We start from the raw sequence: 20,083 nt of genomic DNA, 5'->3' as shown, positions 1-20,083 counted from the left end.
CCCGTCAGTACCGCTGGGCCTTGGCCAGCACGGGAGTGAGCTGGGGTTCCGCGGGCTGCCTGCTGATCACGACCGGCTGCGCCTTCTTCCCCGGCTCAAGGTTCTCCTTCCCGACGAACGCCGTCTCCACGACCTTCCCGTCGGGGTTCTTGAAGTCGACCTGCACGGCGTACGACGCCGTCTTGTCGGTGTTGTTGGTGATGGTGACGACCACGGCGCGCAGCCCACCGGTCTCCGCCGTGGGCAGACCGGTCATGCTGACGTCCGACGTCGCGTTGCCGCTGCCCTTGACGTTCTTCAGCTGCTTCTCGGCGGTGGCGGCGGCGCGGGCGGTGTCGGCGGAGACCGACGCCGCGAACTCGGACGCCCTGGCCGAGACGGAGGCGGCCGCCGACGAGGCCCGCCCGGTCGCCGACTCGATGATCGAGGAGGCGGCCGAGGCGATGGCGGAGGGCGCCGTCCCCGTGAAGTTGGACGCGTTCGGCGGGGTGGGCCGCGGGCTGACGGAGCCCGAACTGCTGTCGCCGCCGCTGTCCGTGCTGCACGAGACGAGAACGGAGCCGCACGCGATCGCGGACAGCAGGGCAGCGATACGCCGTGATCCGCTTCGGCCGTGGAGAACGCGTCTGCTCATGGGGGCTCGCCTCTTCCTCCCGTACAGGGCACGGGGGCTCGTCCTCTTTCTGCCGTACGGGCTCCCTCATGCTCCGTGCCTCACCCGGCGACGGCGAACCGCGGGGGCCCATTGGGGTGGTTCGGGGCGGCTCAGCGCCCCTGCCGTGTTCCGTCGAGCCACGCGTCCGAGATCGCCAGGGCCGCGGCCATGATGCTCACCTGCGGGTTGACCTCCGGGCAACTCGGCAGGACCGAGCCGTCCGCGACCAGGACTCCGTGGACGCCGCGGAGCCTGCCTTCAGGGTCGGCGGGCGCCCGCTGCGGATCGGCGCCCGCGGCCACCGTGCCGGTCGGGTGGAACGCCGACAGGTGCAGATCGCGGGCGCGCACCGAGGTGAGCTGTTCGTCGAGCGCGTCCAGCGAGCGGGCGCGGGGCGCGGCCGGGACTCCGGTGAGGACCTCCTCGGCCCCGGCCGCGAAGAGCAGACGGCCCATGGCGCGTACGGCGGTCATCAGACGGTCGCCGTCGCGGGGGTCGAGGTCGTAGCGGACGAGCGTCCGGTCCCGGCCCCGGACCTGTCCGGAGGGGCGGTCGGCGATCATGGCGCCGAGGGTCGCCAGGTGGTCCGCGCCCTCCAGTTCGCGGCGCAGTTCCCGGCCGAGGCCGGGCAGGACGAAGCTGCCCATGCCGGGCGGGCTGGCGGTCGCCTCGACGAGGACCCCGCGCGCGTGCAGTTCCTCGACCCCGACGCTCTGCAGCACGCCCCGCCAGGCCGTCACCGGCTCTGCGAAGCGCCCGGCGACGCTGGTGGCCGGGTGCACGCTGAGGTTGCGGCCGAGGCGGGGGTGTCCACCGAGGCCGGAGCGGCGCAGCAGGGGCGGTGTCTGCAGGGTCCCGGCCGCCGTCACGACGAGGGGGCTGAGGATCTCCAGTTCGCTGCCGTCACTGCGGCGGGCCCGGACTCCGGCGGCGCGGGGCGGGCCCGGCACGTCCTGGTCCAGCAGGATGCGGCGGACCTGAACGCCGGTGACGATCCGGGCGCCGGCGGCGCAGGCGTCGGGCAGGACGGAGAGCTGCACGCTCTGTTTGGCGCCGGTGGGGCAGCCCACCACGCACTGGCACGAGCCCTTGCAGCCGGGGGCGTTGCGGCGCAGCGGGGCGGCCCGCCAGCCGAGCCGTTCGGCGCCGGTGAGGGCGAGCAGCCCGTTGTTGCCGAGGACGTCGAGGGGCTGGGGCGCCACCCTGAGGGTGCGCTCGACCTCGTCGAGGAGAGGGCCGAACCCGTCGGCGAGCCCGAACCCGAACACGCTGCTCCAGCGGGCCCGTACATGGTCCGGAGTCCGGTAGCAGGTACCGGAGTTGACCAGGGTGGTGCCGCCGACTGCGCGGCCGACCGGCAGCAGGATCGGCGGATTTCCGACGGCCACCGTGGCGCCGCCGTCCCGGTACAGCTCGGCGAACCGGTCCAGCGGTGCCCGTCGCCCGAAGGATTCCGTCGTGTGGTGCCGGCCCTCCTCCAGGACGACCACGCTCAGTCCGGCGCGCGCGAAGGTCCGCGCGGCCATCGCGCCGCCCGCGCCCGATCCGACGACGACCACGTCGGCGGTGCTGCGGGCCGGCCACTCCTCGGCCGGAGTGCAGTCGAGGGGCGGATCCGTCGGCGCGGGCGTGGGCGCGGGCGCGACCGGCATCCTTTCGGTGCCCGCGGCCAGCAGCACGGGAACCTTGAGGAGGTCCAGCAGCGGGGCGAGCCGGGGTCGTGCGGCCAGGGAGCGGAGCACGTTCTCGCGTTCGTCGGGGCCGAGGGCCGCCAGCCGTCTGCCGGTGCGCAGCACGGTGTACGTCTCCAGGGCGGCGACGGCGGTGTGCACTCCGGCGCGGGCGGGCCGGGGCAGTGCGGCGAGGACCGAGTCGAGGCGGTGCGGCACACGGGCGGGCCAGTCGGTGTCTCCGTCGTCGGCGAGCAGCGCGGCGACGAACCCCTCGGCGGTCATCGTTCGCCCGCCTCGGCGTGCGCGGTGCCGTCCAGCACCCAGGTGGCCTCCGGGCGCCAGCGGCCCCACCAGCGTTCCAGGACGACTCGGGCGTCGGCGGACTCGCTGTTGCGGCACACCGCGCGGGCGCCGTCCGGGTCGCGGTACTCGAGGGTGAGGGTCCGCTCGGCGGGCTGGTTCACCTCGACGCGGATGCGGCGGAGCGCCGTCCGGCCGGTGACCGTCCACTCGGGCAGGCCGAACGCGGCCCGGAAGCGTCCGATCCCCATGCGCCCGATCGCGGAGCGTTCCGCTCGCCGCGGCCAGACGCGGCCGTCGCGGCGCAGGCGCAGGAATACGAGCGGGGGCAGCCGTCGCAGGGCCGGCCGGGTGGAGACGGCCGCGACGATCTCCAGGACGTCGCCGTCGCCGAGTTCCGCGTGCAGCCAGGTCCACCGGTGCGCGTTGCCGTGCCCGTAGATCCGGGCCGAGGCGCCGGGAGCGCCGCGCAGGTTCAAGGTCGTTTCTCCGTACGAGAATTCGCCCTCGTACGTGGCTCGGGCGGCCGGGAGCATCTGGGCGGCTGGCAGCAGGGGACGGCGCCAGGACCAGCGAGGGAAGGTGAACAGCGGTGGCGCCTGGGCGTGTTCGGTGAGCTTCCAGCGGAAGTCGCCCGCGTTGCCGGTCAGTTGCCCGGCCGTACAGGCCACGCCGTCGGTCGCGAATCCGTCCGTCGGCCGGGTCCAGGGGACGGGTCCGAAGCGGGCGTGCGTCACCTCGCCGTGGCGGGGGAACACCGCTGCCCATCCATGGGCGAACGGCTCGGATCCGTCGGTGGGTGCGGTGAGTTCGTGGTGCAGCCAGACTCCGGTGCCGCTCGCCGGATCGGTGAGGGTGGTGTACCAGACCTCGGTGCGGCCGGGGACGCCGTTCCATCGCGGGGCCATGTGGTCCGCGGGGTTCTCGCGGCGCGGGAAGCGGAAACTGAGCAGGAAGGGCGCGAGGCCGGTGGCCACCGGGAAGCGCAGGACTCCCTCGCCCACCCGCGCGTCGCCCTCGTACAGGGTGAACGGCAGCACGGTCATCGACGCGAGCGGGCGGCGCGGGGTCACCGACTTCCAGCCGTCGAGGGTGAGGCGGCGCCCGTCGGCGGTGAAGGTGAGGCGGTAGCGGATGCGCCGCCGGGCGATCGGCGACACCTCCAACTCGCCTTCCGCGTGGGGGTCGTCGGCGCGTCCGGTGATCCGCACCCGGCCGGTCAGACGCGCCCGCGTCGTCCGGTGCGGGAGCAGTACCCGGTCGGCCGCGGCGCGCAGGTCGAGCCGGATGCGCCGCTCCCCCGGCTCGCTGTCGAGGCGGACCGTGCCGAGCATCGTCTCCGTGAACAGCGTGCCCCTCACGCGAGGCCGTCCAGCATGATGCGCTCGGTGACCCGCAGATAGGTGTCGGCCGCCGCGTGCGCCCGCGGGGCGTCCCCGGCGATCACCGCGTCGACCACGGGTACGAGGCGCTCGTGGGCCGCCACCGGTTCGGTGAAGGGTCCCTTCAGCAGGGAGCGGACCGGCAGGTAGGCGTTGAAGAGCGTGTTGGTCAGCAGGACGTAGACGCGGTTGCCGGTGGCCCGGGCCAGCGCGCGGTGCACCTCGACGTCGGCCAGCTGCACCGCGTCGGCTCCCTCGGCCCGCCGTACGGCCGCGAGCAGGGCGCTCAGCTCGGCCCGCTGGGCGCGGGTGGCGCGCGCGGCGGCCCGCTCGGCGATCAACGCGCCCACCCCGCGCCGCACTTCGAAGACCTCGTGCACCCAGGTGGCGTCGTGCCGCACGAGCATGGGCAGGAGATCCGCTCCGCCGAGCCGGGCGTAGTCCCGCACCCGGGTGCCGACTCCGTGCCGGGTCTCCAGCAGTCCCGCCTGGACGAGCCGGCCGAAGGCGTGCTTGAGCGTGGTGCGCGTGACACCGTACCCGTCGGCCAGCCGTCGCTCCGGCGGAAGGTAACTCCCCGCCGGATGACGGCCGTCGAGTATGTCCGTGCGCAGTCTGTCCTCCAGGACGTCCACGATGGTCTCGCGGGGCAGAGCCTCCACGTTTCCCCCTCCGGGCAAGTGGCTGAGTGGATGAGCCACTGAACCAGTGGATGGCTTCCACGGTCAACCCCCGCGTCCGCGAAGGGTTGTTGACGACACCGCGAACGAACCGCCCAGGACGCGCGCGGGGTCGGGGCGCGGCGAACCGGGTCAGGCGGGCCAACCCGCCCCAGGGAAAGGCAACTTGGACCAGACCAACTTTGCGTGAATCGTTGACATGTACGTAACCTGGCGCAATTCTGAGAGCGCTCTCAAAGGGAAGCGGACGGGCCCCGTCCGCGCTGATCCACCTCGCTGAACCCCCACATCAAGGAGGCAGAGAGTGCGCGTAACAACCAGATGGCCGGCTTGGGCGCTGGCCTCGGCCACGCTCACGGCGGCGCTGCTCACCTTCGGCGCGCCCTCCCGCGCCGAGGCCGCGGTCCCGTCGACCATCCCGCTCACGTTCACCAACAACTCGGGCCGCAGCGAGCCGGTATACATCTACGACCTCGGCACACAGCTCTCGACGGGACAGCAGGGCTGGGCCGACGCGAACGGCACCTTCCACGCGTGGCCCGCGGGCGGCAACCCGCCGACCCCCGCGCCCGACGCGTCGATAGCGGGACCGGCCAACGGCCAGTCGAAGACGATCCGGCTTCCCAAGTTCTCCGGACGGATCTACTTCTCCTTCGGGCAGAAGCTCGACTTCCGGCTGACGACCGGCGGTCTCGTGCAGCCGGCCGTGCAGAACCCGAGCGACCCGAACCGCAACATCCTCTTCAACTGGTCCGAGTACACGCTCAACGACTCCGGTCTGTGGATCAACAGCACCCAGGTCGACATGTTCTCCGCTCCGTACGCCGTCGGCGTCAAGCTCGCCGACGGCAGCACGAAGAACACCGGTCACCTCAAGCCGGGTGGCTACAACGGCTTCTTCAACGCACTGCGGGGTCAGCCGGGCGGCTGGGCCAACCTGATCCAGACCCGGTCCGACGGCACCGTTCTGCGGGCACTCGCCCCGGGGCACGGCATCGAGGCTGGCGCGCTGCCGGCCACCGTCATGGACGACTACGTCAACCGCGTCTGGCAGAAGTACAGTTCGTCGACGCTGACGGTCCAGCCCTTCGGCGACCAGCCCAACACCAAGTACTTCGGCCGGGTCTCCGGCAACGTCATGAACTTCACCAACAGCGCCGGAGCGGTCGTCACCAGCTTCCAGAAGCCGGACTCGGACAGCATCTTCGGCTGCTACAAGCGGCTCGACGCGCCCAACGACCTGGTGCGCGGCCCGATCTCACGCACGCTGTGCGCGGGCTTCAACCGCTCCACACTCCTGACGAACCCCAACCAGCCCGACACCAGTTCCGCGAACTTCTACGTGGACACGGTGACCAACCAGTACGCCCGCAAGATCCACGCGCAGATGGCCGACGGCAAGGCCTACGCGTTCGCTTTCGACGACGTCGGCAACTACGAGTCCCTCGTCCACGACGGCAATCCGCAGCAAGCGTTCGTCACGCTGGATCCGTTCAGCTGACGGAAGGGGAAGCGGGAGCGGGGGTCCCCGGCCGGGGCCGCCCCCGTTCCCGCGTCCGTCCCAGGCCCTCGTCGGTGTCACCTGGCCTGGTCGGCGGCACAGGTTCTCGTGGGCGTCACAGGTTCTCGTCGGCGTCACAGGTTGTCGTCGGGATCCAGGCACAGCACGGGGACCCGCTGGACGAGGTTGTTCGCGAAGCCGCCGCGGTTCCACGGCTGGTCGAGCGGCTGGGTGTGCCCTTCGGCGTCGGTGGCGCGCGCGCTGAGCACATGGTGGCCCGGGGTGGCCGTCCAGACGAAGCGCCACGCGTGCCAGGACCAGCGACGACCGCTCGCCCGGTCCAGTTCGGCCGGGCGCCAGGAGCGCCCTTCGTCCGTGCTGACCTCGACCCCGGTCACCGGCGCGCGCCCGGACCAGGCCCGCCCCTCCAGGGTGACGGTGCCCGGCCGGACCGCCCGTGCCCGTGACATGAAGTCGGGGAAGCCCGGCGGGATCAGCAGGGCGCGCGGGGCGATCCGGGTGACCGGTTCACCCGCGTCGCCGGCGTCCTGCCGGAGCCGGTAGGCCACAGCCTGCTGGAATCCCCGGAACGGCGTCTCGGTCACCGTGATGTCGCGCAGCCACTTCACGTGCGCCATGCCGTACCAGCCGGGCACCACGAGCCGCAGGGGATGTCCGTGCTGCGGCGGCAGCGGAGCACCGTTCATCGCGTACGCCACCAGGACCTCGGGCTCGTCGCCCCGCGCCACGTCCAGCGGAAGGGCACGCTGGTAGTCCTGCTCGACCCCGCGTTCGATCCCGTGATCCGCGCCGGTGAACACCACGTCCACCGCGTCCTGTTCGACCTCGGCCTCGGCGAGCAGCACCCGCAGCGGCACGCCCGTCCACTCGGCCGTCCCGACCGCCTCCACCAGCCACGGCTGGCTCACCGGCCGGGGCGTCAGCAGGGCGCGCCCGTTGCCCGCGCACTCCATGGTCACCCGCTGTCTGACCGCGGGATACGCCTTCAGTTCGTCGACGCCGAGCAGCAGCGGGCGCCGTACCCGCCCGCCGAGAACGAGCCGCCAGGAGGCCTCTTCCGTATACGGGATGTCGTAGTGCGTGAGCACATAGTGCAGCCCCGGCGGGGTGACCTCGTACCGCAGTGCCTCCAGCGGCAGCCCGTGGTTCCGGGCGGCGAGAGCCAGCTCCTGGACGCTGATGCCCTCGTCCGGGCCGGCCAGCCGGGCGGGTCCGCTCATGTCGTCAAGACGATGCCCCATGGGCGCATTGTCCGCCCGTTCGGGGAGGCGGCGCTAGGGCTGTCGTTTGGATCAGGTCGCAGGGCACAGAGGGCGCCTTGTCAACAAGGGTGAGCGGGGGCTGGTGCGTGCGACTGCAAGGCGGAGGAGGGAGTCGACGCGGAGCGTCGGCGACTGACGACAACGCCGCAGACGTGCGTGCCAGCCCCCGCGTCTGCGGCATGATCCAAACGGCAGCCCCTAGGCGAGGCGTGGGCCGACGGTCCGGTCCACCAGGTCGCGCCAGCCGGATTCGAGGCGCTCCGGTGGCATAGCGCGCTGGCGGGTCAGATGACCGATCAGGGCGGGGTCCAGGTATCCCATCAGCGTCTGGGCGACGAGCTCGATGTCCGTGCCGGAGCCCGAACTCGCCTGACGCAGCAGCATGCACACGTGCATGAAGCGGACCCGGTAGGGCGCGGAGGTGAAGCGGCGGGAGGCATCGGGCTCGGCGGCGAGGTAGAGGTCGAGCTGTTCGGAGGTCTGGCGCAGGGCGTGGCTTCCGAAGGCGTGCAGGCGCTCCACCGGTGACGCGCCGGGGCCCAGGGGGGCCGAACCGCTGATGAAGGCGGCCTGGAAGCGCTGCTCGGTGTGGTCGAGCAGCGCCATGAGCAGGCCGGTTCGGTCGCCGAAGCGCCGGAAAACGGTTCCCTTGCCCACCGCGGCCGCGATGGCGACGCCTTCCATCGTGAGCTTGGCCACTCCCTGCTCCTCGACCAGCCGGGCGGCCGCCTCCAGCAGGCGCGCGCGGTTGCGGGCGGCGTCGGCGCGCAGCGGGGCGTCATCGGGGGCGGTGAGCTCCATGAGAACGGGCTCGTCGGACGATTCCTGTCGCTTCGGGAACGGCGGGAGTGGGGTGGACATGAAGCCAGCGTAACGGCAACCGAGGACAACTGGACTGCGGTCCGCTTCGGTGGTACACCTTTAAGCGGACCTCGGTCCGTTTTGTTGCCGCAGTGTTTCATCGGTCATCGGTTCGATCGGTTTCATCGGTTCAGCGTTTCCAGTTTCGGGAGATATCCATGTCCGTACGCATCCTCGCGCTCGTCGGCAGTCTGCGCGCCGGTTCCCACAACCGTCAGCTCGCCGAGGCGGCCGTCAAGCTCGCCCCGGAGGGTGCCGAGGTCGAGCTCTTCGAGGGCCTGGCCGAGGTCCCCTTCTACAACGAGGACATCGACGTCGAGGGCAGCGTGCCCGCCCCCGCCGCCCGGCTGCGCGCCGCGGCCTCCGCCGCCGACGCCTTCCTGCTCTTCTCGCCCGAGTACAACGGCACCATTCCGGCCGTCCTGAAGAACGCCATCGACTGGCTGTCCCGTCCGTTCGGCGCCGGCGCCTTCACCGGCAAGCCGGTCGTCGTGGTCGGCACCGCGTACGGCCAGTTCGGCGGCGTCTGGGCGCAGGACGAGGCCCGCAAGGCCGTGGGCATCGCCGGCGGCACCGTACTGGAGGACGTCAAGCTCTCCGTCCCCGGCTCCGTGGTCCGCTTCGCGGAGACCCACCCGGTCGACGACGCCGAGGTCGCCGCTCAGATCGCCGAGGTCGTGAACCGGCTGCACAACCACGTCGGCGCCACCGAAGCCGCCTGACAACTCCCTTGTGGGCCGGTCCGGTTGACCCGGGCCGGCCTTCGGCGTGTCGCAGCTCCGTCACCACCTGTCGCACGATCGCCACGCCTCTGGCGGAGCCACATCCTCCGCGACAGGATGCCCGCATGAAGAGTGATCTCTTTTCCAGTGACCACATGGTGCAGCCCGCCGTCGCGGCGGGCATGACCGTCCAGAACGCCAAGTCCATCAAGTACGCCGTCCAGGGCGAGATGTTCGCGCGCCAGGGCGCGATGGTCGCCTACCGGGGCAATCTCCAGTTCGAGCGCAAGGGCCAGGGCGTGGGCGGCATGCTCAAGCGGGCGGTCACCGGTGAGGGACTTCCGCTGATGACCGTCCGCGGCCAGGGCGAGGCCTGGTTCGCGCACGAGGCTCAGAACTGCTTCATCGTGGGCATCGAACCCGGCGACGTGTTCACGGTCAACGGCCGCAACGTCCTGTGTTTCGACGCGTCGTTGGCGTACGAGATAAAGACCGTGAAGGGCGCGGGCATCACCGGCGGCGGCCTGTTCAACAGCGTCTTCACCGGTCACGGCAGCCTGGGGCTGATATGCGAGGGCAACCCGCTGGTCATTCCCGTATCCCAGCAGCAGCCGGTGTTCGTCGACACGGACGCGGTCGTCGGCTGGACGGCGCACCTGCGCACCTCTCTGCACCGCTCGCAGTCGATCGGCTCGATGATCCGCGGTGGCTCCGGAGAGGCCGTACAGCTGAAGCTGGAGGGCGAGGGATACGTCGTCGTACGCCCGAGTGAGGCCACACCGCAGAAGACGCAGCAGCACTGACCCGGGGAAACGTCAGGAGGGTGCCCCGCCGCGTGGCGGAGCACCCTCCTGACATGCGTCAGTGGCCCGCGGCCGGGGTGTTGGCGGCGGTGACGTTGACGGCGGCCCAGGCCTTGCCCACCGCCTTGTACTCGGCGCTGCTCGACCCGTACATGTCGGCGGCGGCCTTGAGCGTGGCCTTGCGCGCGTCATGGAAGTCGGTCGTGGAGACCATGTAACGGGTGAGCGCCCGGTAGAAGATGGCGGTGGCCTTGGTACGGCCGATGCCGGTCACCCGCGCACCGTCGTAGGTCGGCGAGTCGTACGTGACGCTGCCGACCGTCTTGCGGCCGCTGCCCTCGGCGAGCAGGTAGTACGCGTGCGAGGACACACCGGAGCCGGCGTGCACCTCGGTGTCGTAGGCGGCGGGCGACCAGTAGTCGATCGCCTCCTCCAGCAGGTCGAGGGACGGGTGGTCGAGGCGGCGCAGGAACTTCTGGTCGAGGCCCAGCTTCTCGCCGACTAGGTAGTTCGGCGGGTTCTTCGGGTTGTTGGCCGAGAACTCGACGTTCGAGCCGAAGATGTCGGCGAGCGACTCGTTGAGGGCGCCCGGCTCGCCGTACTGGTTGCCGTCCTCGTCCACGCGGGTGGGTTCGAGGGCCGCGGTCGCGTCGACGACGCCGTGCGTCAGCTCGTGGCCGGTGACGTCGAGGACGACGAGCGGCTTCTTGAACCACTGGCCGTCGCCGTCGCCGTACAGCATGCAGCCGCACATCGAGTCCCAGAAGGCGTTGCCGACCTTGTTGCCGAAGTGGACCATGCCCCGGGCACCGGCGCTGTTGTTCTTGATGCCCTTGCGGCCGAAGGTCTTCTTGTAGAAGTCCAGGGTCTTGGTGATGCCGTACTGGGCGTCGACCGCAGCGGTGGCCCGGCTGGAAGTGGTGCCGGTGCCCCACTTGTTGTCGCCGTCCGTGAACTTCTTGCCCCGCGCGAAGGACTCCAGCTCCTGGCCCTTGGCGTCCCGCGTCTCGGTGTTCCACCGGGTCGGGTCCTTGAGGAGATAGCTGGTCCGCGCGGTCCGGGTGGTGGTCAGCGCCACCTTGCCGGCGAAGAGGGAGGCCCCGCTCCCGGTGGCCGTGGCCGGGTATCGGCCCGCGGCGGCGGTGCTCGTGAGACCGGCAAACCCCGTGGCCGTACCGGTCTGCGGGCTCACGTGCTCGCCCCGCTCGCGCAGGGTGTCCGCGAGGGACGGCGAGATGAACTCGTCGCTGTCCGGGGTGTTGCTGCGGATCCGGCCGCTGCGGGCGTCCACGACGACCGTGCGGGAGCCGCCGGCCTCCGTGGTGTCGCTGTCCGTCACGAGCACCTGGTAGGCGAGGGCGGCGGCGCCGTCGCGGGCGTCCACGACGAGCCGGGCGCTGCCCGCTTCGCCCTTGGCGGCGTCCGCGGCCTTCCGCTCCGCCTGCTGGGGCGTCAACTTCGCCTCGACGGTGGACGGTTCGACCACGTGGTCGGCGGCCCGGGTCACGCCCAGGTACTGCGCCCGCTCGCCAAGGTGGACGACCAGGTCGCCACCGATGACCGGAAGGCCCCGGTGTGTACGGACGAAGCGGACGTGCTGCTTTCCGTCCGGGTCCGTCATCACGTCCTTGGCCTGAAGGGTGTCGCCCTGGGAGACACCGGTGGCCGAGGCGTGCGCGAACGCCGCCGCCCTGGCGGCGGCCACCGGGGACGAGGCCGAGGCCGCCGCGCGGGCGGGCCCGTTGGGGGCCGCCGCGAAGGCGGGGCCCTGGAGCGTGGCGGCCGTCGTCACCGCGACGGCGATCGCCACGCGGCGTATGTGGGGTCTACGCACTGAGTTCCTTTGCACAGGGGCGGCCGGGATCGCCGACCGCCTTACGGCGCAGCGCCGTTGGGCGCCGCGGGGGCTGTCGGGCCCCGAGTCGCCACCCTCACCGATTCCTCATGTACATGTAAAGGAGAAAGATCCCTTTTCTTGCTTTTGAGGGCATCTCTTTACAAATGCTTGCTTCGCGGTGATCACTGAGTGGCCAACAGTGCACCGACCGGACAGATGTGAAGGGCCATGAGGCGGTTGCCTGGCGAGGCAGGTCGACAGGCGTATGTGACGCATGTCGCATGACCCCGGCCCGGAGCGGACGGGCCCGAGGTACGCGTGCGGGGAGTCGAGGAGTCGGGAAGGGGTCAGATCGTGCGGTCGGCGAGGGCGGACAGCACCGTGCGCAGTTCCGCCACGGGCCCCGGGGCGAGGGGCACGCCCGTGAGCAGCGCGTCCGCCGCGGCCAGATGGCGGCGCGCCTCGCGCACGGCCGTCGTGCGACCACCGGCACGCTCGACGAGGGCCGCCGCGCGGCGAAGGCCCCCGCCGTCGAGCGCGTGCGAGGCCGCGAGGAGTTCGGCGAGTTCGGAGTGCCCGGGCGCACTGAGGGCCGCGAGGACCGGCAGGGTCTTCTTCCCCTGCCGCAGGTCGCCGTGGACCGGCTTGCCGGTGACCGCCGGATCACCCCAGATGCCCAGCACGTCGTCGGCGATCTGGAAGGCGACGCCGAGATGGCGTCCGGCGCGGTCCAGCACGGTCACGGTCCGGCCGGGCGCTCCCGCCAGCCGGGCGCCGAGTGCCAGCGCGCAGCCGAGCAGCGCGCCGGTCTTGCCCTCGGCCATCGTCTCGTACTCCCGCACGCCCACCGCCTCGGGCCCGCTCCAGGGCCGGTCGGCGAACAGCAGGTCGTCCGCCTGACCGCGGACCAGGTCGCCGAGGGCGGTGGTCAACTGCCGTACGGTGAAACCGGCGTGGGGAGCAAGGGCGAGGGTCTCCACGCCCAGCGCGAACAGCGCGTCGCCCGCGAGGACGGCGGGGCCGGTGCCGTACGCCTTCCACAGCGCGGGGCGGCCCCGGCGCAGTGCGTCGCCGTCCATGATGTCGTCGTGGAGCAGCGAGAAGGTGTGGACGAGCTCCACCGCGACGGCCCCCGGCACGCCCGCCCCGGCGGGGCCCGAGACGATTTCCGCCCCGAGGACGGCCAGCGCCTGCCGTACGCCCTTGCCCTGACTGTGGTCCGCGGGGGCGCCGCCGACCTCGCAGCGGCCGAGCGCGTATCCGGCCATCTCGGCGACCCAGGGGTGCAGCCCGTCGACCGCCTCCGCCAGGGCGGGAGCGGCGAGTTCGCGGCAGCGGCGCAGAATCCGCGCGGCGGTGGGCGGCGCCGGGACGGTCGAGGCCGTCGAGCGCTGCAGGGCGGTCGAGGTCATCACGCGGCCTCCGCCTCGCCGGTCCCGGGCGTCAACCCGAGCTCGGTCCGTGCCTGTTCGACCATCCGCCGGGCGTGCCGCAGCCCGATGCTCTCCAGCGCCACGGCCAACTCGCCCAGGTCTGCGGCGGTTTCGGCGCGGTCGCGGCCGAGGCGGGAGAGGGACTTGACCAGTCCGAGCCGCGACAGCGCACGGCCGCGCGGCTCGCTCATCGCCTCGAACTCGGCGAGCGCCTGCGCGTAGAGGTCACGGGCCTGCTCGTAACGCCCGGCGCGGTAGAGGACATTGCCGCGCATCTTGTGGTTGTAGGCGAGCGCGCCGGACAGCTTCATCGCGCGGCAGGACACCTCCGCCTCGCTCAGCAGCTCCAGCGCGCGGTCCACGTCGCCGTCGCGCACGGAGACGATGTCCGCGAGGCCCCGCAGCGCCCAGGCGTGGCCCCGCCGGTCCTCGGCACCGGCGGCGATCCCGGCCGCCTCCTCGAACATGGCGTACGCGCTCTCGTACGCGCCGGTGTTGCGGTGGATCTGGGCGATGCCCTCCAGAGCCCACACCGTGTGCCGGGCCTCGCCGCGCTTGCGGGCCTCGGCCAGCAACTGCTCGTGCAGGGCGGTCACGGCCGCGTAGTCGCCCTGGATGCGGCCGGTCTCCGCCATTCCGGCCAAGGAGTAGCCGCGCACCACCACATCCCCTGCCTGGCCGCCGAGTTCGGCGGCCAGCCGCAGCAGTCGCCACGCCAGCGGGAACGCTCCGCGCTGCCGGGCGAGTGTGCCACCGCTCCACAGGGCCCACGCCATCGCGGCGCCGTCACCAGCCTCACGAGCGGTGCGGTAACTCGCCTTCCACGCCCGGTCGGCGTCCGCCACCTGCCCGAGCCGGCGGTGCGCCTCGGCGACCGCGAGACCCGACCGGGCCGCCTCGGCGCGAGCGCCCGTGCGCTCGGCGGCGCGCAGTTGCTCGGTGCCCGCCGCGAGGACGTCGGTCAGTGAGGAGTTCACGGACAGGGTGGTCAAAGCGCCCTGGTACTCCGGGGCGAAGGCCTTGCCGTACATGAGTGCCTTTCCGTCTGCCACCGGACGTCCGCATGCGCTCACGGCCCGGCGGTGATGCTGTAGCTGGCTCCTTCGGGGCGTTGACGTGCGACGACACCGCTACACACTCGACGTATACACGGCATGTATACGCAAGGGGTATAGTGCGTCCGATTTCCACCAGGGAATCTCTGCTGCTGTAGGTCGACGCGCCATCCGCCCGTTGCCGATCAAGACGACGATCGCGTCCGCGAGGTTGCCTGGCCGCCCGAAACGCGTTGCGGGGCGGCCCGAACGGGACGCAGGATGGCGGAAGTCGACCTTCTCCCCACGGAAAGCAGGCGCCCATGCCCGCAGGCCCGATGCACGCCGACGAGGCGCGGATCGACGGTTCGCTCGTACGACGCCTGCTGGCCGAGCAGTTCCGGCAGTGGGCCGAACTGCCCCTGAAGCGCGTGGAGTCGGCCGGGACCGTCAACGCCCTCTACCGTCTCGGCGACGACATGGCCGTCCGGCTCCCGCGCATCGCGGACGGCGCCGACGACGTGACCAAGGAACACGCGTGGCTGCCGCGGCTCGCCCCGATGCTCCCGTTCCCGGTGCCTGAGATCCTGGGGCTCGGCACCCCCGCGGCGGGCTATCCGTGGCACTGGGCCGTACTGCGCTGGCTCGACGGCGACCTTCCGGCGCCCGACGCCCTCACCGACGCGGACGGGCTGGCCGCCGACCTCGGCGCGTTCGTCGCCGCACTGCGCGGGATCGACCTGCCCGGCGGGCCGACCGCCTATCGCGGGGTCGCCCTGGCCACGGTGGACGCCGAGACGCGCTCGGCGATCGGTGAACTCCGCGGCGCGATCGACACGTTGGCCGCGACGGCGGCCTGGGAGGAAGCGCTCGCGGCGCCGTCGTGGACGGGCCCGCCGCTGTGGCTCCACTCGGACCTGATGCCGATGAACCTCCTCACCCGCCAGGGCCGCCTCACTGCCGTCCTCGACTTCGGCACCCTCGGCACCGGCGATCCGGCCTGCGACTTCATCCCGGCCTGGAACCTCCTGCCGGCCGAAGCGCGGTCCGTCTTCCGGGATGCCGCGGGTGCCGACGACGCCGGCTGGGCGCGCGGCCGCGGCTGGGCCCTGTCCATGGCCCTGGTCCAACTCCCGTACTACCGCACCACGAACCCGGTGATCGCCGGCAACGCCGAGCACGTGATCCGCGAAGTGCTGGCCGAGTTCTAGAGGCTGTGCCCGCGAACAGTCCGAACTATGGCCCCGAAGGCCCTGCCACCCAGGTCACTCGACCCCCGCCGGTCCGGTCACTCCACGAGAGCCTGCGTGCCGAGAACGCCGAGGAGGTCGAGGCGTTCGGCGTCCTCCGTGCCGGGCTCGGCCGTGTAGACCATGATCCGCAGGTCGCTGCCGGCGACGCTGAGTACGTCGCAGTCCAGTGTCACGGCGCCGACCTGGGGATGATCGATGGTCTTGCGGGACGCCTCGTGGCGGCCCACGGTTCCCGAGTCCCACAGCTCCGCGAACCGCACGCTGTTCGCGCACAGGTCGTCGATCAGCTGCGTCAAGCGCCGGTCCGTCGGATACCGGCTCGCGGTCGCGCGCAGGTCGGCGGCGAGCGTCGCCTCGAAAGCACGCCGCTCCCGCGGGGTGTGACGCACCCGGCTGCCGGGGCCCACGAAGTTGCGCCAGACGCCGTTGCGTTCATTGCCGCGCCACCCCGAGGGATCACCCAGCAGGGCCGCGTACAGCGGGTTGGCCAGCAGCAGCGTCCACGCCGCGTCGTAGACCGCCACAGGTGTGCCGTTCAGCCGGTCGAGCAGCCGGTGAACGCCCGGGGTGATGTGGGCGGGCACTATGCCCTTGCCCGGCGGCACCAGCCCGGCCACCTGGAAGAGGTGCTCGCGCTCGGTTCCGGAAAGCCGCAGCGCCCGGCCCAGGGCCTCGACGACCTGCTCCGAGGGGTGGGCCGCCCGGCCTTGTTCGAGGCGGGTGACGTAGTCGACCGAGATACCCGCGAGCAGGGCCAGCTCCTCACGGCGCAGCCCGGCCGCGCGCCGCTGCCCGCCACCGGGCAGCCCGGCCGCCTCCGGTGAGACCCGGTCGCGCCAGCGCCGCACCGTCCGCCCGAACTCCGTGTTCGCCATGCCCCCAACTGTGCACCTGCGCGCGCGGACCTGCCTGGTACCCGCGGTCCCAGGAACACCGGACTCCTGGTTGTCGGCACCAGGCTGCCGGACTCTGGACGCATGACCACAACACTCATCACCGGAGCGAACAAGGGCCTCGGCTTCGAGACCGCCCGTCGGCTCGTCGCGGCAGGCCACACCGTCTTCATGGGCAGCCGGGACCCGGAGCGCGGGCGGCACGCCGCCCAGGAACTCGGGGCGCGCGCGGTCGTCATCGACGTCACCGACGACGCGTCCGTCGCCGCCGCGGCGAAGACCGTCGAGGCCGGGGGCGGCCTGGACGTCCTGATCAACAACGCCGGCGTCGAGGGGCGCGGCGAGGGAAACAGCGTGATCGGCGCGGCGGACGTGACCGGCGACATGATGCGCGAGCTGTTCGAGACGAACGTCTTCGGCGTCGTCCGGGTCACCCACGCCTTCCTGCCCCTGCTCCAGAAGTCCGCCGCCCCGGTCGTGGTGAACCTCAGCAGCGGCCTGGCCTCACTGGCCCGGATCACCGAACCCGCGACCCCGTCCCACGCCTACCCGGGCGTCGCCTATCCGGCGTCCAAAACGGCCGTCAACATGATCACCGTGCAGTACGCGAAGGCCTTCCCCGGCATCCGGATCAACGCGGTGGAACCCGGCTACACCGCCACCGACCTGAACGGCAACACCGGAACGCAGACCGTGGAGCAGGGCGCCGAGATCATCGTCCGCATGGCGCGGATCGGCCGGGACGGACCGACCGGCGGCTTCTTCGACGCGACGGGCCCGGTCCCCTGGTGACCACGCCACCGACCCACCGATGGAACACATATTCGATTACGGGGGTACGCTGGCCGTATGGCCACGCACCTCCAGGGCTCGCTCTTCGACCAGACCGACGAGCTCCGCCTCGGTCCGCTGCACGGGATGCGCCGCACCGCGCTGGGCGACGGGGCGTGGATCGACCTGTCGCCCGGCTGGCTGAGCGGGGCCGACGAGCTCTTCGCCCGGCTCGCCGCCGAGGTGCCGTGGCGGGCCGAACGGCGCCAGATGTACGAGCAGGTGGTGGACGTACCCCGGCTGCTCGCCTACTTTCGCGCGGACGATCCGCTGCCGCATCCGATCCTGGACGAGGCCCGGGACGCACTGTCCGCGCACTACGCCGACGAGCTGGGCGAGCCGTTCACCACGGCCGGGCTCTGCTACTACCGGGACGGCCGCGACAGCGTGGCCTGGCACGGGGACAAGATCGGCCGGGGCGCCCGCGAGGACACCATGGTCGCCATCATCTCCGTGGGCGCCCCGCGCGATCTCCTGCTGCGGCCTCGCGGTGGCGGGGACACCGTGCGGCGCCCGCTGGGCCACGGCGACCTCATCGTGATGGGCGGCTCCTGCCAGCGCACCTGGGAACACGCGATCCCCAAGACGGCACGGGCGGCGGGACCCCGGATCAGCGTCCAGTTCCGCCCCGACGGGGTGAACTGACCTTGCGGCCGCGGGAAACTCCCGGCTCAGGGTGCGAGCTGGGCCTGAACCGCCGGCGCGTACCGGTCGACGATGTCCTCGATCGTGGTGGCGCGCAGGTGCGGGCCCCGGGCGATGCCGTACATCACGCCGAGGCCGAGCAGGGTGCTCACGGCGAGCTCCGCGCGCAGGCCCGAATCCGGTCCGCTCAGGCGCTCGGCGAGCCGGTCACTGACCTGGGCGCGGAAGTTGGCGCGCAGTATGTCGCCCTGTTCCCCCTGGAGCGGCGCGAAGACGATGCGCAGGACGGGGTCGGCGCCCCGCTGGGTCTGGCCTTCGAGGAGGTGGCGGACCATGTGCCGGCCGAGCTCGTCCAGGGGTGCGTCCAGCAGGGCGTCGGCGTCGGACTCGAAGGACATGACGCGGGCGAACAGCGCGTCCTTGTTGCCGAAGTACTTGAGGATCAGCGGCGCGCTCACCCCCGCCCGGTCGGCCACCGCTTTGAGCGTGATGTCCGCGTGGGCGTGCCGGGCCAGCAGATACCGGGCCGCGCGCAGGATCGCCGCCTTGGTCGCCTCCGCGTCGCGGCGGGGTGCGGCGGGAGCGTCGGGTACGGCGGGAGCAGCGGGTGCGGGAGCAGCGGGTGCGGGAGCAGCGGGAGCGGCTTCCCCGTCCTGGTGCGGTGGAGCGGAAGCGGCCGGCTGCTCACCGGGCCCCGGGACGGGCGGGGACGCCGTGAGACCGGTGTGCGGGGTGGTCACGGTGCTCATGCTCCTTCGAGTGCCTCGTCGCGGGGTGCGCCGGTACGGCGGCCGGTGCGCGGGGTCTCGCGGGAGGCGGGGTCGGCGGGTATCGACAGGGCGGCCGCGCAGGCCACCAGTGCGACCGTACCCGCCATGACGAAGGCCAGCAGATATCCGTGCAGGGTCGGCACGGGTGCACCGCCGACGAGGCTCGTGTGGTGCACCAGGATGGCGGCCACGGCGGCGCTGCACACGGCCTGCCCGATGGTGCGCATCAGGACGTTGACGCCGTTGGCGGACGCGGTCTGCCCTGCGGGCACCGCGCGCAGGATCAGGGTGGGCAGGGCGGAGTAGGCGAAGGTGGTGCCGATCGCGCAGACCGTGGCACCCAGGATGATCATCCAGAGGTCACGGCTGTCCACGATCCGCAGCACATAGCCGGAGGCGATGATCGCCGTGCCGAGGGCCAGCGTCACCCGGGGACCGCGGACCGCCGAGATGCGCGCCGAGACGGGCGAGAGCAGCAGCATGGTCACGCCGCCGGGCAGCAGACACAGGCCGGTCGCCACGATGGACAGGCCGAGCCCGTAGCCGGTGGCCGTGGGCGCCTGCACGAGCTGCGCCGTGACCAGTGAGTTGCCGTAGAACGCGAAGCCGGTCAGGAGCGCGGCGACGTGCGGCAGGGCGACGCGCGGGCGGGCGGCCAACCTCAGGTCGACGAGGGGGCGTTCGGCGCGCAGCTGCTGTCGCCACCACAGCGTGAGGACGACGGCGCAGCCGGCGAACAGGCCCAGGATCGCGGGGCTGCTCCAGCCCCAGGTGCCGCCCTGCGACACGGCGAGCAGCAGACACACCAGTCCGGCGGCCAGGCCCAGCGCGCCGACCGTGTCGAAGCGGCCCGGCTCCCGGACGGGCGACTCGCGCACCGCCCACCAGGCCAGCGACACCCCGACGACGCCGAGCGCGGTCGTCGCCCAGAACATGACGTGCCAGTTGGCGTACTGCACCACGAGGGCGGCGAGAGGGAGGCCGAGGGCGGCGCCGATCCCCACGGTGGAACTCATCAGCGAGACGGCTGAACCCGTGCGCTCCGGCGGCAGTTCGTCGCGCAGGATGCTGATCGACAGCGGGACCACGGCGGCCGCCGCGCCCTGCAGCGCCCGCGCCACGATCAGGACGCCGATGTCCGAGGTGAGCGCGCACATCAGGGAGCCGAGCGTCATCAGCCCGAGGGCCATGAGCAGCACGCGCCGCTTGCCGTACATGTCTCCCGCGCGGCCCAGCACGGGGGTCAGCACCGCTCCGGCGAGGAGGGTCGCCGTCACCATCCAGGACACCGCGCCCGCCGAGGCGCCGGTCAGCCGGGGCAGGTCGGGCAGCAACGGGACGACGACCGTCTGCATGACGGCCATGAGAATCCCGCCGAACGCCAGGACAGGGATCGCGAGCCGCTCGCGCAGAGCCGCCATCGGCACTCCAGAAGTAGACACGAAGACAGAGGTGAATGACAATTCACCATAGCGGTGAATTGTCATTCACCTCAAACGCCGTCCGCTTCTCGCGAGGGGGCCGAGA

At 72.1% G+C, this 20,083-nt stretch carries 18 protein-coding genes; 6 read left to right on the top strand and 12 right to left on the bottom strand.

Annotated elements, in window-relative coordinates:
• Positions 1-4: 4 nt before the first annotated feature.
• From ABZX90_RS28875 to ABZX90_RS28860, 4 genes are all read right to left on the bottom strand, one after another.
• Positions 5-634: a hypothetical protein gene (locus ABZX90_RS28875; protein ID WP_351123250.1), complete on the bottom strand. Its 630-nt coding sequence runs from the start codon at positions 632-634 to the stop codon at positions 5-7.
• Between the two features lie 131 nt (positions 635-765).
• A complete protein-coding gene (locus tag ABZX90_RS28870; protein WP_355209498.1) occupies positions 766-2,610 on the bottom strand; it encodes a GMC family oxidoreductase in 1,845 nt (614 codons plus the stop codon).
• Positions 2,607-3,989 carry a hypothetical protein gene (locus tag ABZX90_RS28865; protein WP_355209495.1) on the bottom strand — a complete coding sequence of 461 codons (1,383 nt, stop codon included), beginning with the start codon at positions 3,987-3,989 and terminating at the stop codon, positions 2,607-2,609. The genes ABZX90_RS28870 and ABZX90_RS28865 overlap by 4 nt, the downstream gene beginning before the upstream one ends.
• On the bottom strand, positions 3,986-4,672 hold the full coding sequence (locus ABZX90_RS28860; protein WP_355209492.1) for a GntR family transcriptional regulator: 687 nt from the start codon (positions 4,670-4,672) through the stop codon (positions 3,986-3,988). The genes ABZX90_RS28865 and ABZX90_RS28860 overlap by 4 nt, the downstream gene beginning before the upstream one ends.
• Positions 4,673-5,027: 355 nt before the next feature.
• Here ABZX90_RS28860 and ABZX90_RS28855 point away from each other — a divergent pair, with 355 nt between their 5' ends.
• A complete protein-coding gene (locus tag ABZX90_RS28855) occupies positions 5,028-6,191 on the top strand; it encodes a glycoside hydrolase family 64 protein (protein ID WP_351123364.1) in 1,164 nt (387 codons plus the stop codon).
• 134 nt (positions 6,192-6,325) lie between these two features.
• On the opposite strand, the gene ABZX90_RS28850 is transcribed toward ABZX90_RS28855, so the two are convergent.
• Both ABZX90_RS28850 and ABZX90_RS28845 read right to left on the bottom strand, forming a co-directional pair.
• A complete protein-coding gene (locus tag ABZX90_RS28850) occupies positions 6,326-7,453 on the bottom strand; it encodes a sulfite oxidase (protein WP_355209489.1) in 1,128 nt (375 codons plus the stop codon).
• Between the two features lie 219 nt (positions 7,454-7,672).
• Entirely contained in the window at positions 7,673-8,335 is a 663-nt protein-coding gene (locus ABZX90_RS28845) for a TetR/AcrR family transcriptional regulator (protein ID WP_355209486.1), read from the bottom strand.
• Positions 8,336-8,493: 158 nt separating this feature from the next.
• Here ABZX90_RS28845 and ABZX90_RS28840 point away from each other — a divergent pair, with 158 nt between their 5' ends.
• Together ABZX90_RS28840 and ABZX90_RS28835 are read left to right on the top strand one after the other, a co-directional pair.
• On the top strand, positions 8,494-9,057 hold the full coding sequence (locus tag ABZX90_RS28840) for an NAD(P)H-dependent oxidoreductase (RefSeq protein ID WP_351123234.1): 564 nt from the start codon (positions 8,494-8,496) through the stop codon (positions 9,055-9,057).
• Positions 9,058-9,182: 125 nt separating this feature from the next.
• Entirely contained in the window at positions 9,183-9,860 is a 678-nt protein-coding gene (locus ABZX90_RS28835) for an AIM24 family protein (protein ID WP_351123232.1), read from the top strand.
• A 58-nt stretch (positions 9,861-9,918) separates the two neighbouring features.
• Here the strand turns inward: ABZX90_RS28835 and ABZX90_RS28830 are convergent, their stop codons facing one another.
• The 3 genes from ABZX90_RS28830 to ABZX90_RS28820 all read right to left on the bottom strand — a co-directional run bounded on the left by ABZX90_RS28830 (position 9,919) and on the right by ABZX90_RS28820 (position 14,161).
• Positions 9,919-11,694 carry a M4 family metallopeptidase gene (locus ABZX90_RS28830; RefSeq protein ID WP_355209482.1) on the bottom strand — a complete coding sequence of 592 codons (1,776 nt, stop codon included), beginning with the start codon at positions 11,692-11,694 and terminating at the stop codon, positions 9,919-9,921.
• Between the two features lie 350 nt (positions 11,695-12,044).
• Positions 12,045-13,109, bottom strand: coding sequence for a polyprenyl synthetase family protein (locus tag ABZX90_RS28825; RefSeq protein WP_355209479.1), 1,065 nt, complete (start codon positions 13,107-13,109; stop codon positions 12,045-12,047).
• Positions 13,109-14,161 carry a hypothetical protein gene (locus tag ABZX90_RS28820; RefSeq protein WP_351123361.1) on the bottom strand — a complete coding sequence of 351 codons (1,053 nt, stop codon included), beginning with the start codon at positions 14,159-14,161 and terminating at the stop codon, positions 13,109-13,111. The genes ABZX90_RS28825 and ABZX90_RS28820 overlap by 1 nt, the downstream gene beginning before the upstream one ends.
• Positions 14,162-14,487: 326 nt before the next feature.
• On the opposite strand from ABZX90_RS28820, the gene ABZX90_RS28815 reads away from it, so the two are divergent.
• Positions 14,488-15,375: an aminoglycoside phosphotransferase family protein gene (locus ABZX90_RS28815; protein ID WP_355209476.1), complete on the top strand. Its 888-nt coding sequence runs from the start codon at positions 14,488-14,490 to the stop codon at positions 15,373-15,375.
• Between the two features lie 77 nt (positions 15,376-15,452).
• Here ABZX90_RS28815 and ABZX90_RS28810 read toward each other — a convergent pair whose 3' ends face one another.
• Complete coding sequence (locus ABZX90_RS28810) at positions 15,453-16,292, bottom strand: helix-turn-helix transcriptional regulator (protein WP_351123221.1); 840 nt, start codon at positions 16,290-16,292, stop codon at positions 15,453-15,455.
• A gap of 102 nt (positions 16,293-16,394) precedes the next feature.
• Here ABZX90_RS28810 and ABZX90_RS28805 point away from each other — a divergent pair, with 102 nt between their 5' ends.
• Both ABZX90_RS28805 and ABZX90_RS28800 read left to right on the top strand, forming a co-directional pair.
• Positions 16,395-17,102, top strand: coding sequence for an SDR family NAD(P)-dependent oxidoreductase (locus tag ABZX90_RS28805; protein WP_355209473.1), 708 nt, complete (start codon positions 16,395-16,397; stop codon positions 17,100-17,102).
• Between the two features lie 57 nt (positions 17,103-17,159).
• Positions 17,160-17,786, top strand: a complete 627-nt coding sequence (locus tag ABZX90_RS28800) for an alpha-ketoglutarate-dependent dioxygenase AlkB (protein ID WP_355209470.1) — start codon at positions 17,160-17,162, stop codon at positions 17,784-17,786.
• Positions 17,787-17,812: 26 nt separating this feature from the next.
• Here the strand turns inward: ABZX90_RS28800 and ABZX90_RS28795 are convergent, their stop codons facing one another.
• Positions 17,813-18,535 (bottom strand): TetR family transcriptional regulator, encoded by a 723-nt coding sequence (locus tag ABZX90_RS28795; protein WP_355209468.1) that lies wholly within the window; start codon positions 18,533-18,535, stop codon positions 17,813-17,815.
• On the bottom strand, positions 18,532-19,977 hold the full coding sequence (locus tag ABZX90_RS28790) for an MFS transporter (RefSeq protein WP_351123209.1): 1,446 nt from the start codon (positions 19,975-19,977) through the stop codon (positions 18,532-18,534). The genes ABZX90_RS28795 and ABZX90_RS28790 overlap by 4 nt, the downstream gene beginning before the upstream one ends.
• Between the last annotated feature and the right edge of the window lie 106 nt (positions 19,978-20,083).

The sequence above is a fragment of the Streptomyces sp. NPDC002935 genome, assembly GCF_040611295.1.
Classification (GTDB): Bacteria; Actinomycetota; Actinomycetes; order Streptomycetales; family Streptomycetaceae; genus Streptomyces.
The sequence above is the reverse complement of the archived record's forward strand: the minus strand, read 5'-3'. Positions and strand labels throughout refer to the sequence as shown.

Coding starts and splice junctions, on each gene's coding strand:
- ABZX90_RS28875 (WP_351123250.1), bottom strand. CDS start 634: ATGAGCAGACGCGTTCTCCACGGCCGAAGCGGATCACGGCGTATCGCT.
- ABZX90_RS28870 (WP_355209498.1), bottom strand. CDS start 2,610: ATGACCGCCGAGGGGTTCGTCGCCGCGCTGCTCGCCGACGACGGAGAC.
- ABZX90_RS28850 (WP_355209489.1), bottom strand. CDS start 7,453: ATGGGGCATCGTCTTGACGACATGAGCGGACCCGCCCGGCTGGCCGGC.
- ABZX90_RS28845 (WP_355209486.1), bottom strand. CDS start 8,335: ATGTCCACCCCACTCCCGCCGTTCCCGAAGCGACAGGAATCGTCCGAC.
- ABZX90_RS28840 (WP_351123234.1), top strand. CDS start 8,494: ATGTCCGTACGCATCCTCGCGCTCGTCGGCAGTCTGCGCGCCGGTTCC.
- ABZX90_RS28835 (WP_351123232.1), top strand. CDS start 9,183: ATGAAGAGTGATCTCTTTTCCAGTGACCACATGGTGCAGCCCGCCGTC.
- ABZX90_RS28825 (WP_355209479.1), bottom strand. CDS start 13,109: ATGACCTCGACCGCCCTGCAGCGCTCGACGGCCTCGACCGTCCCGGCG.
- ABZX90_RS28820 (WP_351123361.1), bottom strand. CDS start 14,161: ATGTACGGCAAGGCCTTCGCCCCGGAGTACCAGGGCGCTTTGACCACC.
- ABZX90_RS28815 (WP_355209476.1), top strand. CDS start 14,488: ATGCCCGCAGGCCCGATGCACGCCGACGAGGCGCGGATCGACGGTTCG.
- ABZX90_RS28810 (WP_351123221.1), bottom strand. CDS start 16,292: ATGGCGAACACGGAGTTCGGGCGGACGGTGCGGCGCTGGCGCGACCGG.
- ABZX90_RS28805 (WP_355209473.1), top strand. CDS start 16,395: ATGACCACAACACTCATCACCGGAGCGAACAAGGGCCTCGGCTTCGAG.
- ABZX90_RS28800 (WP_355209470.1), top strand. CDS start 17,160: ATGGCCACGCACCTCCAGGGCTCGCTCTTCGACCAGACCGACGAGCTC.
- ABZX90_RS28795 (WP_355209468.1), bottom strand. CDS start 18,535: ATGAGCACCGTGACCACCCCGCACACCGGTCTCACGGCGTCCCCGCCC.
- ABZX90_RS28790 (WP_351123209.1), bottom strand. CDS start 19,977: ATGGCGGCTCTGCGCGAGCGGCTCGCGATCCCTGTCCTGGCGTTCGGC.